Below are 13,805 nucleotides of genomic sequence, written 5' to 3'. Positions count from 1 at the left end.
GATGAGCGAACCACACGGCACGACCACCCGCCTCCGGCTCGCCGGAATCGTCTTCCTGCTGGTGCCCGCCCTGCTGGCCTGGCTGGCGGTGGCGGTCTACCAGAAGAGCTTCACCGACTCCGACCCGGTCGTCGTCGAGACCGGCAGCGTCGGCAACGAGATGCACCTCGGCGCCGAGGTCAAACTCCGCGGCGTCGTCGTCGGCGAGGTCCGCGCCATCGCCGCCACCGGCGAGGGCGCCCGCCTCACCCTCGCCATGAAGCCCGGCGCCCTGGAGCACGTCCCCTCCGACGTCCGCGCCCAGATGCTGCCGACCACCCTCTTCGGCGAGCGGTTCGTCGCCCTCGTACCGCCCCCGAACCCCTCGGGCGCGAAGCTCGCCCCCGGCGCCGTCATCCCGCAGGACCGCTCCGGCAACGCCGTCGAACTCCAGCAGGTCCTCGACAACGTCCTGCCCATGCTCACCGCCGTCCAGCCGCAGAAGCTCTCCGCGACCCTCTCCGCGGTCTCCCAGGCCCTCGAAGGACGCGGCGACAAGCTCGGCGACACCCTCGCCCGGCTCGACGCCCACCTGCGCGAGTTCAACCCCCAACTGCCCGCCCTCAACCGCGACCTGAAAGAACTCGTGAAGGTCAGCAACCTCTACGCGGACGCCGCCCCCGACATCGTCACCGCGCTCACCGACTTCACCACCACCAGCGGCACCCTCGCCGAACAGGAGAGCCGGCTCGCCGGCACCTTCGGCGCCACCACCCGCACGGCCCAGGACCTCACCGCCTTCCTGCGCCAGAACAAGGACAACATCATCCGGCTCAGCGCCACCAGCCGGCCCACCCTGGAACTGCTCTCCGAGTACTCCTCCTCCTTCCCCTGCACCCTGCGCACCCTGGCCCAGTTCGTCCCCGCCATGGACAAGGCGCTCGGCAAGGGCACCGACCGGCCCGGCCTGCACGTCGAGGTCACCACCGTGCCCTCGCGCGGCGCCTACACCCCCGGCCGCGACACCCCCTCCTACGGCGCCGGCGGCGGCCCCCGCTGCTACCCCGTGCCCTACCTCGGCGCCGCCGCCGCGCCCGCCGCACGGGCCTCCGCCGCCGCCGAACAGGACCTCGGACCCGCCAACTCCCCGCAGGAGAACGACCTCGTCACCGAACTCCTCGCGCCCGCCGCGAAGAAGACCCCCGCGGAACTCCCCGACTGGAGCAGCCTGCTCGCCGGACCCGCCTTCCGCGGAGCGGAGGTGACCCTCCGATGACCCCGCGCACCGACCACACCCGCCGCCGCGGCCTCACCGGCACGGTCGTCAAGTCCCTCCTCTTCGTCCTGGTCACCGCCCTCGCCACGGCCGTCCTCGGCCTCAGCATCGCCAACACCGGCGTCGGCTCCGAGACCCTCTCCTACAAGGCGCTGTTCACCGACGTCACCGGCCTCGTCAAGGGCGACTCCGTCCGGATCGCCGGCGTCAAGGTCGGCGAGGTCACCGACGTCCGCGTCGTCCAGCGCCGCACCGCCCAGGTCACCTTCACCGTCCGCGAGGACCGCGCCCTGCCCCGCTCGGCCACCGCCTCCGTCAAGTACCTCAACATGGTCGGACAGCGGTACGTCTCCCTCGGCCGCGGCAGCGGGGAACTCTCCGGCACCCTCCAGGACGGCGACACCATCCCGCTCGACCGCACCACGCCCGCCCTCGACCTCACCCTCCTCTTCAACGGCTTCAAGCCGCTCTTCGAGGGCCTCTCGCCCGCCGACGTCAACGACCTCGCCGACTCCCTGGTCCAGGTCCTCCAGGGCGAGAGCGGCACCGTCGACAGCCTCATGCGGCACATCGGCTCCCTCACCCGGACCGTCGCCGCCAAGGACCAGGTCATCGGCCAGGTCGTCACCAACCTGAACACCGTCCTCACCACCATCAACAACCGCGAGGCCGCCTTCGAGGACCTCGTCGTCACCCTCCAGAAGCTCGTCACCGGCTTCAACACCGACCGCAAGCCGCTCGGCCAGGCCGTCCAGGCCATCGGCGACCTCACCACCACCACCGCCGGCCTCTTCCAGGACGGCCGCGCCCCGCTCAAGAAGGACATCAGGGAACTGGGCCGCCTCTCCACCACCCTCGGCGAGCACACCCCCGCCATCGAGTCCTTCCTCGCCCACACCCCCGGCAAGATGACCGCCCTCGCCCGCCTCTCCTCCTACGGGTCCTGGTTCAACCTCTACCTGTGCGAGGCACGCGTCACCGGCGTCGGCACGTCCGACGGCTCCAAGCCGCCGACCGGCATCACCGTGACCGAATCGAGGTGCCGCGGATGAGCCCCCGCATCGGAATCAAGCCGGTGAAGGAACGCAACCCGATCACCGTCGCCGTCGTCGGCCTCCTCGTCCTCGCCCTCCTCGGCGCCGTCGCCTACAACGCCGACCGCCTGCCCTTCGCCGGCGGCGGCACCTCCTACAGCGCCGACTTCTCCGAGGCCGCCGGCCTCGACGCCGGCGACGAGGTCCGCATCGCCGGCGTCAAGGTCGGCGAGGTCACCGGCGTCTCCCTCGACGGCCCCAAGGTCAAGGTGGTCTTCGAGGTCGGCGACGCCTGGGTCGGCGACCGCTCCACCGCCGCCATCGCCATCAAGACCCTCCTCGGCGAGAAGTACCTGGCGCTCGACCCGCTCGGCTCCGCACCCCAGGACCCCGGCACCCGCATCCCGCGGACCCGCACCACCTCCCCGTACGACGTCACCGAGGCCTTCCAGGACCTCAGCCGCACGACCGACGCCATCGACACCGAGAAGCTCGCCGAGAGCTTCGAGACGATCTCCGACACCTTCAAGAACTCCCCGCCGCACGTGCGCAACGCCGCCGACGGCCTGTCCGCCCTGTCGAAGACCGTCTCCAAGCGCGACGCCGAGATCGCCAAGCTGCTGGAGAACAGCGACACCTTCACCAAGACCCTCGCCGACAAGAAGTCCAGCTTCGAGACCCTCCTGGAGGACGGCGGCTCCCTCCTCGGCGAACTCCGCAAGCGCCGCGAGGCCATCCGCGCCCTCCTCAAGGGCAGCCGCGCCCTCGGCACCGAACTCAGCGGCCTCGTCGACGACAACGACCGCCAGCTCGGCCCCACCCTCAAGGCCCTCGGCCGGGTCACCGAGGTCCTGGAGAAGAACAGCGGCCAGCTCGACAAGACGCTCGCGCTCGTCGGCCCCTACTACCGGCTCGTCGGCAACACCCTCGGCAGCGGCCGCTGGTTCGACAGCTACCTCTGCGGAGTGGTGCCCCGCACCTACCTGCCGGAGGGCTCCCAGCCCACGACCGGATGCATGCCGCCGAAGCAGAAGGCGACGGCGCAGGGGAAGGGTGAGTGATGAGCAGAGCCAGGAAACCCCTCGTCGCCGGCATCGCCCTCGCGGTGCTCGCGGCCGGCGGACTCACCGCCGCGGGCGTCCTCGACGACGAGGGCACCCGCGTCACCGCCTGGTTCGACCAGGCCGTCGGCATCTACGCCGGATCCGACCTGCGGATCCTCGGCGTCCGGGTCGGCGAGGTCGAGTCCGTGCACCCCGAGGGCACCCGGGTCCGCGTCCGCCTCCGCCTCGACGAAGGCGTCCGCGTCCCCACCGACGCCGCCGCCGTCGTCGTCGCCCCCAGCATCGTCGCCGACCGCTACGTCCAGCTCACCCCCGCCTACAGCTCCGGCCCCTCGCTCGCCGACGGCGCCGAACTGCCCGCCTCCCGCAACCGCGTCCCCGTCGAGATCGACCAGCTCTACAAGTCGATCACCGACCTCGGCGACGCCCTCGGCCCCGACGGCGCCAACGCCGAAGGAGCCCTCTCCCGGCTCCTCGACACCGGGGCCAGGAACCTCAAGGGCAACGGCGCCGCCATCGGCGACTCCATCGAACAGTTCGGCAAGGCCGCCAAGACCCTCGACGGCAGCAGCGACGACCTGTTCGCCACCCTCGGCCAGCTCCAGACCTTCACCACCATGCTCAAGGAGAAGGACGGCGACGTCCGCACCGCCCAGGAACGCCTCGACGAGGTCGTCGGCTACTTCGCCGAGAACAAGGACGACCTCGCCGGCGCCCTCAAGGAACTCGGCAAGGCCCTCGCCCGGGTCAAGACCTTCATCCAGGAGAACCGGGGCGCACTCAAGAAGAACGTGGACCGGCTCGTGCCCCTCACCCAGACCCTCGTCGACCAGCGCGCCTCCCTCGCCGAGGCCCTCGACACCGCCCCGCTCGCCGCGACCAACCTCGTCAACGCCTACAACGAGGACACCCGCACCCTCGACGGCCGCGCCAACCTCAACGAGATCAGCATGGGCGGCCCCCTGCTCCCGCTGCCGGTGGCCGGCGGCTCCGCCTCGACCGGCGGGAAGGAGAAGCGATGAAGCGCGCCGCCCTCCCCTCCCGGAAGGCCGCCGGAGCCGGCGCCGCCGGAGTCGTCGTCCTCGGCCTCGCCCTCGTCCTCGGCGCCCTCCCGCTCCGCTTCGACGGCATCGAGGACCTCCCGCTGCCCGGTGGAGCCGACCTCGGTCCCCGCCCGTACACCGTCACCGCCGAACTCGCCGACGTCCTCAGCCTGGTGCCGCAGGCCGCGGTCAAGGTCAACGACGTCGCCGTCGGCCGCGTCACCCGCATCGAGGTCGGCACCGACGGCTGGTCCGCCCGCGTCACCCTCGCGATCAACGGCGACGTCCGGCTGCCCGCCGACGCCAACGCCCGCCTGGAACAGTCCAGCCTCCTGGGCGAGAAGTACATCCAGCTCGTCGCCCCCCTCCGCACCGACACCGCCCAGGGCGGCGTCCAGCGGACCGCGGCCGGCGGCGGCGACGGGAGCCGCCTCACCGACGGCAGCGTCATCCCGCTCGCCCGCACCAGCCGCAACACCGAGGTCGAAGAGGTCTTCGGCGCCCTCTCCCTCCTCCTCAACGGCGGCGGCGTCAACCAGCTCAAGACCATCACCCGCGAACTCAACAAGGCGCTCGGCGGCCGCGAACCCGAGGTCCGCTCCATGCTCAACCGGGTCGACACCCTGGTGAAGAACCTCGACGAGCACCGGGGCGACATCACCCGCGCCCTCGACGGCCTCAACCGCCTCTCCACCACCCTCGCCGGCCGCAAGAACGACGTGGACACCGTCCTCACCGGCCTCTCGCCCGGCCTGAAGACGCTGGAGGACCAGCGGGGCTCCCTCATCACCATGCTGCGCTCCCTGGACACCCTCTCCGGGGTCGCCGTCTCCACCGTCGACGCCAGCAAGAAGGACATGGTCGCCGACCTCAAGGCCCTCGCGCCGACCCTCAAGGCGCTCGCCGACTCCGGCGCCGACCTGCCCGACTCGCTCCAGGCGCTCCTCACGTACCCCTTCACCGACGAGGTGATGCGGGGCATCAAGGGCGACTACCTCAACACCTACCTCCACCTGGCGGCCACGCCCGGCACCGAGGTCATCCCGCCGCTCGTCCCCCGGGACGAGACGCCCCGCCCGGACCCCACCGAGGAACCCACCGAGGAACCCACCGACCCCGGGGCCGGCCTCCGCCGGCAGAACGGAAGCGGCGGCACGGGCCTCCCGCTGCCGCCCGTCACCACCCCCGCGGACGGAGGCGCCCGCCGATGATCACCCGTACCGTCTGGATCAAGAACATCTCCTTCCTCGTCATCGCCGTCCTCGTCCTCGGCTACCTCGGCATCCGCTACGCCGACCTCGGCCGCTACACCGGCGTCGCCGACCACTACACCGTCCGCGTCCACCTGGCCCGCACCGGCGGCCTGTTCACCCACTCCGACGTCACCTACCGGGGCGTCTCCGTCGGCCGCGTCGGCGCCATCGACCTCACCGCCGACGGCGTCGTCGCCGAACTCCGCATCAAGCGGTCCGCGCCCCGCATCCCCGCCGACGCCAAGGCCGTCGTCGCCGGACTCTCCGCCGTCGGCGAGCAGTACATCGACCTCCGCCCCGAGAGCGACGGCGGCCCCTACCTCGCCGAGGGCGCCCGCATCGACCAGATCGACACCCAGGTCCCGGCCCCCGTCACCGACGTCCTCACCAGCATGAACGACCTCACCCGCTCCGTGCCGCTGGACTCCCTGCGCACCGTCGTCGACGAACTCGGCACCGCCTTCGAAGGCCACGGCGACGACCTCCAGGCCCTCCTCGACAACGGCAGCCGCTTCATCGAGGCCGCCGACCGGTCCATGCCCGCCACCACCCGGCTCATCAACGACGGGGAGACCGTCCTGCGCACCCAGGCCGACGAGAGCCGCGCCATCCGGGGCTTCGCCACCGGCGCCCGCGACCTCGCCGCCGCCCTCAAGGGCTCCGACGCCGACCTGCGCCGCGTCCTCGCCGAAGCCCCCGAGGCCACCGGCCAGGTCAGCGGCCTCCTGCGCGACCTCGACCCCAGCCTCGGCGTCGTCCTCGCCAACCTCCTCACCACCTCCGAGATCGCCGTCACCCGGCAGCGCGGCACCGAGGAACTCCTCGTCCGGTTCCCGGCGGCGGTCTCCGCCGGAGCCTCCGCCGTCGAGAACGGCCGCCTCAACGTCGGCATGGCCGTCACCTTCTTCCAGCCGCTGCCCTGCACCTCCGGCTACGGCGCCACCCGCTACCGCAACGGCCTCGACCTCGGCACCGCCCCCGCCCTCAACACCGGCGCCTCCTGCACCGCCCCCGCCTCCTCCGGCGTCAACGTCCGGGGCTCCGCCCACGCCCCCGGGCGCGGCGCCGTCCCCGAGCCCGCCCGGCCCGGCTCCCTGCCCTCCGGCAGCGGCGCCCGGACCGCAGGCGACACCGCCGGGACCGCGCTGCCCGGCGCGCTCGCCCTGCCCGGCCGGGCCGACGCGCCCGAGGACATGGCCGGACTCCTCGGCCTCGGCGGCGGGAGCGGCCGGTGAGGCGCGCCCGCGCCGCCGCCGTCGGCGCCCTCGTCCTGGCCCTCGGCGTCTGCGGCGCCGGTGCCTGGACCTACGGTCAGGCCAGGACCGACGAGGAACTCGCCTTCGGCCGGGAGCGGGACACCGCGCTCGCCCAGGGCCGCGACCGCCTCACCGTCCTGAACACCCTCGACGCCTCCACCAAGGGGGCGGCGGAAGCGGGCATCCGGGCCTGGCGCGACGCCTCCACCGGCCCGCTCCGCACCGAACTCGGCGGCACCGCGCCCGCGGTGGGCGCCTCCGCCCGCGCCACGGTCACCGAAGCCGCCCTCACCGCGCTCGACGCCCGCGCGGGCACCGCGAAGCTCATCGCGACCCTCCGCGTCGACGTCACCCCGCGCGGCTCCGCCGCCGCGACCAGCGACCGCAAGCGCCTGGAGGCCGTCCTGACCCGCACGGACGACGACACCTGGAAGGTCTCGGCCCTGAGCGCGGTGCCCGTCACCGAGGCCGCGCGGGAGAAGGGGGAGGACGGATGACCCGGCTGCCCGCCGACACGACGGACCCGGAGACGATCCCGGAGACCGGCCCGGAGACCGACCTGGAGGCCGATTCCGGAAAGGACGCGGATACGGCTCCGAGGGCGGGGCGGAAGGACCCGGAACCGCGCGCGGGCGCGGAGCCCGGCGACACCCCGGAGGACCCCGAGAGCGACGGGGCCGACGGGGAGGACGACGGGGAACGCCGCCGTACCAGAACCCGGCGCACCGCCGTCGTCGTCACGGCCGTCGTCGCCCTCCTCCTCGGCGGCGGCGCCTTCTTCCACGCCGCCCACCAGCTCCGCTCCACCCCCTCGGCGCAGAACAGGGCGCTCACCGACACCGAGGCCACCACCCGCGTCGGCGGCGACGTCGCCGAAGGACTCGCCCGGATCTTCTCCTACACCCCGGCCGGCACCGACAGCGCCGAACGCTCCGCCCGGACCGTGCTCACCGGCCGCGCCGCCCGCCAGTACCAGGACCTGATCGCCCAGGTCCGCACCGGCCTCGCCGGCCAGAAGGTCTCCCTCACCACCCAGGCCGTCCGCACCGGCGTGGTCGAACTCGACGGGGACCGCGCCCGCGTCCTCGTCTTCCTCGACCAGACCTCGCGGCGCGGCAAGGGCGCCACCAGCTCCGTCGCCGCCCAGCTCACCGTCACCGCGCGGTTCGACGGCGAGCGGTGGCTGATCGCCGACATCAAGGCCCGCTGAACCCCCGGCGGGAGAAGGAAGAACCCATGAAACGCCTGGTACGCACCACGACGGGCAACCGGCCGGCGCTCGCCGCGGCCCTCGTGCTCACCCTCGTCGCCGGCGGCTTCGCGGCCTGGCAGGGCCAGAGCTGGTACGCCGCCGCCCACGACGGCTCCGCCGCGTACGCCGCGCAGCGCGACCGGGCCCTCGCGGCGGGCCAGCAGGCCGTCCAGAACCTCAACACCCTCGACCACCGGCGGGTGGACCAGGGACTCGACCTCTGGGAGTCCTCCACCACGGGCGAGCTGCACAAGGAACTCGTCGAGGGCCGTCAGCAGTTCGCCGGCCAGGTGAAGGAGGCACGGACGGTGACCACGGCCCGCGTGCTGTCCGGCGCCGTCACCGAGCTCGACGACCGGGCCGGCCGGGCCCGGATGCTCGTCGCCCTGCGCATCACCGTCACCACCTCCGACGCCAAGAGCACCGACAAGGACAGCCGCATGCTGGGCGAGCTGACCCGCGTCGACGGCCAGTGGAAGCTCAGCGGCCTGGGACAGGCCCCCGTGGGCGGTACGGCCTCCGGCGGCTGACCGGGCCCGCCCCCCGAGAGCCGCCACCCGCCGAAAGGACACGCACCATGTCGACGACCCGCCACCACCTCAACCGCCAGCGCCGCCGCCAGGCCCTCGCCGAGCCGTCGGCCCGCCGCGCCCCCGGGAACGTCCTGACCGACCCCGCCACCGACCCCATGACCGGCACGGACACCGGCACGGAGGCCGGTCCCGCCCCGGAGGAGAAGGCGGAAACCGGCCCGGCCCGGAAGAAGAAGCCCGCGCCCGGGGCCCGGCGGACCGGCGGGGCGCAGGACGGCCCGCGCCCGCGCCGCCTCCTGCCGCTGGCCGTCCTCTGCGTCCTCACCCTCCTCCTCGGCGGCTTCGCCGGCTGGGCGCACAGCAGGGCCGGGGCGCTCCGGGACGACCCGGCCCGCGCCAACACCGCCCTCACCGACCTCGCCCGCACCAGCGAGGTCAAGGGCCGTACCGCCGCGGCCGTCGCCGCCCTCTTCTCCTACGACCACGCCGACCCGGCCGCCTTCGAGAAGGCCGGGAAGACCCACCTCACCGGCAAGGCCGTCGAACAGCACCGCACCCTCTTCGGCGGGGTCCTCGCCCAGGCCGCCCGGCAGAAGATGGTCATCACCACCACCGTCACCGACAGCGCCGTCGAGCGCATCGACGGCGACCGCGCCCGGGTCCTCGTCTACGCCGACCAGAGCAGCGTCAGCACGGCCGGGGCGAAGAAGGACGCGAAGAAGGACGGCCAGGCCCAGGACCAGGGCGTCTACGCGGGTGCCATGTTCGCCGTGGACGTCGTCCTGCGCGACGGCCGCTGGCTGGTCGAGAACATCGACACCTTCGGCCGCTAGGAACCGCCCGTCAGGAACCGCCCGTCAGGAACCGTCCGGGGAGAGGACGATCCGGGCCGCCACCGGGAGGTGGTCGCTGGCCGTGGCGGGCAGCGTCCACGCCGAGACGGCCCGCACGCCGTCGCAGAGGATCTGGTCGATCCGGACGACCGGGAGGCGGGCCGGCCAGGTGAGGCCGAAGCCCGCGCCCGCCGTCTCCTGGGCCGAGGACAGCCGGTCGGTGAGGGGCCGCAGCGCCCGGTCGGCGGTGGAGCCGTTGAGGTCGCCGAGGAGGACGACGCGCCGGACCGGTTCGGCCCGGACCTCCGCCGCCAGCAGGCCCAGCGCCTCGTCGCGGGTCCGGGTGGTGAAGCCGGCCGGGCCGACGCGGACCGACGGCAGGTGGGCGACGTACACGGCGATCCGCCCGCCGGGCGCGTCCACGGTGGCCCGCATGGCCCGGGTCCACGGCATGATCGTCAGGCCCCGCGCGTCGCGCAGCGGATGGACGCTCCACAGGCCCACCGTGCCCTGGTAGGAGTGGTACGGGTAGGCGTCCGCGAGGGCCCGCTCGTAGGCGGGCGCCGTCTTCGGGCTCAGCTCCTCCAGCGCCAGCACGTCCGCCTTGGCCGCGAGCAGGCTCCGCACGGTGCCCTCGGGGTCGGGGTTGGCCTGGTTGACGTTGTGGCTGACCACGGTGAGGTCCCCGCCGGGGGACGACTTGTCGGCCAGCGCGCCGCCGAGGACGCCCAGCCAGGCGGCCGTCGGTAGCACCAGGGCCACCGCCGCCGCCCGCCACGCCCGGCGCAGCACCGCCGGGGCCACCAGGACGGGGACCGCAAGGGCCGTCCAGGGCAGCAGGGTCTCGGCCAGGCTGGTCAGCCGGCCGGGCAGCTGGGGCAGCAGGCCGTGCCCCGCGAGGGCCGCCGAGAAGAGGCCGGAGCAGAGCACCGTCACCGCGCCCGGCCGCCGCCACCGGCGCGAGGCGGGCACCGCGCGCGGGGCGCCGTTGGGGCCCTCGGGACCGGAGGTCGTACATACCGTCCTGGCCGTCTCCGCCATCGTCACCACGGGGGTCTCCACCGTCTCCGCCATCGTCACCACGGGGGTCCTCACCGTCTCCGCCGTCTCCGTCACCACGGGCGTCTTCACCGTCTCCGCGTTCTCCGCTGCCCTCACCACGGGCGTCCTGACCGTCGCCGTCGCGTCTGTCGTGTCCGTCATCGCGCTCCGCCCTCCGTCCGGGGCTCGGACAGCCGGTCGCGGAGGCCGGTGAGCAGGCGGCGGCTGCTGTCCACGGCGGCGCGGAGCCCCTCGGAGGGCGTCGTGTCCGCCCGCTGGTGCAGGACGGCGCCGACGAGCAGCCGGGAGGCGCCGCCGACGCGGACCTCGCAGGCCCACAGCAGGTTTCCGCCCGCCGGGGTGCTGGAGCCGGTCTTGATGCCGACGACGCAGGGGTCGTCCAGCAGCGGATTGGTGTTGGTGATGGTCCCCAGGTGGGGGACGGTGACGCTCCGGCCGGCCACGACCGCCCGGAAGACCGGGTCCGCCATCGCCGCCCGCGCCAGCCGGACCTGGTCGGGCGCGGTGCTCGTGGTCGTCGGCTCGATGCCGCTCGCCCCCGTGTAGGTGGTGTCCTTCATGCCGAGCTTCCCGGCGGCCCGCCGCATCTTCGCCACGAAGGCGTCCTGGTCGCCGGAGTCCCAGCGGGCCAGCAGGCGGGCGATGTTGTTCCCGGAGGGGATCAGGAGCAGTTCCAGCAGGCGGCGCTGCGAGTAGCGCTGACCGGCCCGGACGGGGACGGTCGACTCGCCGCCGACGCCCACCTCGTACGCGGCCTGCTGGTCGACCTCGATCAGGGGGCCCTCCTCGCCGGGCCGCAGCGGGTGCTCCTGGAGCACGACGTAGGCGGTCATCACCTTGGTGAGGCTCGCGATCGGCACCGGCCGCCGTCCGCCCCGCTCGCCCAGCGAACCGGTGCCCTCCAGGTCGACGGCGCTCTGGCCCTCCTCCGGCCACGGCACCGGGCCGATGTCGAGGACCGGCCGCCGCCCGTCGCCCGGTCCGGCGGGGGAGTCGGAGGGGCCGACGACGGCGAGGGTCAGGCCCGTCAGCAGGGCCAGGGCCAGGGTGCCGCCGACGAGGCGGCGACGGGGGGAGCGGGAAAGGGACACGGGCCGCCTCCAGGGGCTGCGGTACGGGATCGGTACGGCAGCAAGACTCCGGGGGCGAGGCGTCCGGACCACGGGCGCGGGGGCGCCGCCCGCGCTCGGGAACCCATCGGTCGTGTATCAGTCCGGCCCGGGGCCGTCCCCGGGCGCCGGGCCGTCCGGGGGCAGCCGGAGCGTCGCGACCGCCCCGCCGTCCCCGGGGGCGTTGGCGAAGTCCAGGACGGCGCCGATCACCCCGGCCTGACCGGAGGCGATGGTCAGGCCCAGGCCGTGGCCGCGCCCCCGCTCGGCGGTGCCGGTGCGGAACCGCCGGGGGCCGTCGGCCAGCAGGTCGGCGGGGAAGCCCGGCCCGTGGTCCCGGACCGTCACCGTCCGGCCGGAGACCTCGACCTCCACCGGCCCGGCGCCGTGCCGGTGCGCGTTGACGACCAGGTTGGAGACGATCCGGTCCAGGCGCCGGGGGTCGGTCTCGACCACCGCCGGGTCCCGCTCGGTCACGTGCGCCGCGAGCCCCGTGCGCGCCACCGCGTCCCGGACGAGCCCGGCGAGGGCGACCGGGCCCGGCTGGGCGCGCTCGGCGCCCGCGTCGAGCCGGGAGATCTCCAGCAGGTCCTCGACCAGGTCGCGCAGGACCCGCACCCGGTCCTGGACCAGGTCGGTCGCCTCGCCCTCGGGGAGCAGACCGGCCGAGGTGACCAGGCCCATCAGCGGGGTGCGCAGCTCGTGCGCGACGTCGGCGGTGAAGCGCTGCTCGGTGTCGATCCGCCGCTGGAGGCTGTCGGCCATGGAGTCGACGACCGCCGAGATCCCGGTGACCTCGTCGCCCCCGCGCATCGGGCCCGTCCGCGCGTCGAGGTCGCCCGCCGTGATGCGGCGGGCGGTGCGGGCGACCCGGCGCAGCCGCCGGGCGGGCAGCTCGGTGGCCAGGGCGGTGGCCGGGACGACCACGCCCAGGGTGAGCAGCGAGTACTTCCACATGTGGCGGTCGAGGGCCTGCCGGGTCAGCAGGTCGGCGGTCATGTCGGCCTCGACCGCGTACAGCTTCCCGCCCTCCTTCCGCGCGGCCCAGAAGACGGGGGCCGGGGGCTCGTTCTCGTACAGGGTGGCCTCGCCGTCGCGCTCGACCTGCCGCAGCAGCGCCTCCGGCAGCTCCTCGGGGGTCCGCACGGGTCCTTCCGTGCTGGTGGCGGCGGCCTCGTCGCGGGCCTGCGCCAGGGCCGCGAGGGCCTTGCCCGAGCCCTCGTGCAGGGACCGCCGCAGCACCGACTCGTGCACCAGCAGGCCGACCGTCAGCGCCATCGACGCGCAGGCCAGGGCCACCAGGAGGACGATCTTCCAGCGCAGGGAACGGAGGCGCGCCGCCCTCCGGGGGGCGGCGCTCACCGCTTGAGCTTGTAGCCGAAGCCCCGGACCGTCTCGATGCGGTCGGCGCCGATCTTCTTGCGCAGTCGCTGCACGCACAGGTCGACGACCCGGGTGTCGCCGTCCCAGCCGTAGTCCCACACCTCGCGCAGCAGGGTCTGCCGGTCCAGCACGATGCCGGGGTGGGCGGCGAACTGGAGGAGGAGGCGCAGTTCGGTCGGGGCGAGCGCGACCCGCTCGCCGCCCCTGCGGACCTCCAGGGCGGCCGGGTCGAGCGAGAGGTCGCCGAAGACCAGCGGCCCGGCGGTCTCCGCCGGGCCGGGCCGGCCGGTCTCCTGCGGGACGAAGGCGGACCGCCGCAGCAGCGAGCGGATGCGGGCCACCAGGACGGCCGTGTCGACGGGCTTCACCACGTAGTCGTCGGCCCCGGCCTCCAGGCCGGAGACCACGTCGAGGGCGTCGCCGCGCGCGGACATCATCAGGATCGGGTCGGTCGCGGTCTCCCTGATCCGCCGGCACAGGCCGATGCCGTCCAGGCCCGGCAGCATCACGTCGAGGAGCAGCAGGTCGTGGCGCCCCTCCCGGAACAATTCGAGCCCGGTCAGCCCGTCGGCCGCGACGAGCACCCGGTAGCCGTACCGCTCCAGGGCCATCGCGACGGACCGCCGGATCACCTCGTCGTCCTCGACGAGCAGAATCGTCACGGGCGCGGGCGCGGTGTCCGGCGCAGGGGCCGGGGCGGAGTCAGACATGTGCATCCCTCGGGGACG

At 74.2% G+C, this 13,805-nt stretch carries 14 protein-coding genes; 10 read left to right on the top strand and 4 right to left on the bottom strand.

What is annotated here, in order from left to right; all coding sequences use genetic code 11:
- The first annotated feature begins 1 nt into the window (after window position 1).
- From IE219_RS19720 to IE219_RS19675, 10 genes are read left to right on the top strand one after another with little or no spacing between them, the layout of a single operon-like run.
- Window positions 2-1,255: an MCE family protein gene (locus IE219_RS19720; RefSeq protein ID WP_189979239.1), complete on the top strand. Its 1,254-nt coding sequence runs from the start codon at window positions 2-4 to the stop codon at window positions 1,253-1,255.
- Complete coding sequence (locus tag IE219_RS19715; protein ID WP_189979237.1) at window positions 1,252-2,307, top strand: MCE family protein; 1,056 nt, start codon at window positions 1,252-1,254, stop codon at window positions 2,305-2,307. Before IE219_RS19720 ends, IE219_RS19715 begins: the two co-directional genes overlap by 4 nt.
- Entirely contained in the window at window positions 2,304-3,350 is a 1,047-nt protein-coding gene (locus IE219_RS19710) for an MCE family protein (RefSeq protein WP_189979235.1), read from the top strand. The genes IE219_RS19715 and IE219_RS19710 overlap by 4 nt, the downstream gene beginning before the upstream one ends.
- Window positions 3,350-4,375: an MCE family protein gene (locus IE219_RS19705; RefSeq protein ID WP_189979233.1), complete on the top strand. Its 1,026-nt coding sequence runs from the start codon at window positions 3,350-3,352 to the stop codon at window positions 4,373-4,375. The genes IE219_RS19710 and IE219_RS19705 overlap by 1 nt, the downstream gene beginning before the upstream one ends.
- Entirely contained in the window at window positions 4,372-5,607 is a 1,236-nt protein-coding gene (locus IE219_RS19700; protein WP_189979232.1) for an MCE family protein, read from the top strand. Before IE219_RS19705 ends, IE219_RS19700 begins: the two co-directional genes overlap by 4 nt.
- Window positions 5,604-6,884, top strand: a complete 1,281-nt coding sequence (locus IE219_RS19695; protein ID WP_189979231.1) for an MCE family protein — start codon at window positions 5,604-5,606, stop codon at window positions 6,882-6,884. The genes IE219_RS19700 and IE219_RS19695 overlap by 4 nt, the downstream gene beginning before the upstream one ends.
- Window positions 6,881-7,402, top strand: a complete 522-nt coding sequence (locus IE219_RS19690) for a hypothetical protein (protein WP_189979230.1) — start codon at window positions 6,881-6,883, stop codon at window positions 7,400-7,402. Before IE219_RS19695 ends, IE219_RS19690 begins: the two co-directional genes overlap by 4 nt.
- Window positions 7,399-8,115 carry a hypothetical protein gene (locus IE219_RS19685; protein WP_229849876.1) on the top strand — a complete coding sequence of 239 codons (717 nt, stop codon included), beginning with the start codon at window positions 7,399-7,401 and terminating at the stop codon, window positions 8,113-8,115. The genes IE219_RS19690 and IE219_RS19685 overlap by 4 nt, the downstream gene beginning before the upstream one ends.
- A gap of 26 nt (window positions 8,116-8,141) precedes the next feature.
- Window positions 8,142-8,687 carry an Rv1363c family protein gene (locus IE219_RS19680; RefSeq protein ID WP_189979229.1) on the top strand — a complete coding sequence of 182 codons (546 nt, stop codon included), beginning with the start codon at window positions 8,142-8,144 and terminating at the stop codon, window positions 8,685-8,687.
- Window positions 8,688-8,734: 47 nt separating this feature from the next.
- Window positions 8,735-9,523: a hypothetical protein gene (locus IE219_RS19675; RefSeq protein ID WP_189979228.1), complete on the top strand. Its 789-nt coding sequence runs from the start codon at window positions 8,735-8,737 to the stop codon at window positions 9,521-9,523.
- 24 nt (window positions 9,524-9,547) lie between these two features.
- Here the strand turns inward: IE219_RS19675 and IE219_RS19670 are convergent, their stop codons facing one another.
- From IE219_RS19670 to cseB, 4 genes are all read right to left on the bottom strand, one after another.
- Window positions 9,548-10,564 (bottom strand): endonuclease/exonuclease/phosphatase family protein, encoded by a 1,017-nt coding sequence (locus IE219_RS19670; protein ID WP_373298863.1) that lies wholly within the window; start codon window positions 10,562-10,564, stop codon window positions 9,548-9,550.
- A gap of 158 nt (window positions 10,565-10,722) precedes the next feature.
- Entirely contained in the window at window positions 10,723-11,676 is a 954-nt protein-coding gene (locus tag IE219_RS19665) for a D-alanyl-D-alanine carboxypeptidase family protein (protein ID WP_189979227.1), read from the bottom strand.
- A 117-nt stretch (window positions 11,677-11,793) separates the two neighbouring features.
- Entirely contained in the window at window positions 11,794-13,056 is a 1,263-nt protein-coding gene (locus tag IE219_RS19660; RefSeq protein WP_229849874.1) for an ATP-binding protein, read from the bottom strand.
- Entirely contained in the window at window positions 13,053-13,787 is a 735-nt protein-coding gene (gene cseB / locus IE219_RS19655; RefSeq protein WP_189979225.1) for a two-component system response regulator CseB, read from the bottom strand. Before cseB ends, IE219_RS19660 begins: the two co-directional genes overlap by 4 nt.
- Window positions 13,788-13,805 lie beyond the last annotated feature (18 nt).

The sequence above is a fragment of the Streptomyces termitum genome (assembly GCF_014650175.1).
GTDB lineage: Bacteria > Actinomycetota > Actinomycetes > Streptomycetales > Streptomycetaceae > Streptomyces > Streptomyces termitum.
The sequence above is the reverse complement of the archived record's forward strand: the minus strand, read 5'-3'. Positions and strand labels throughout refer to the sequence as shown.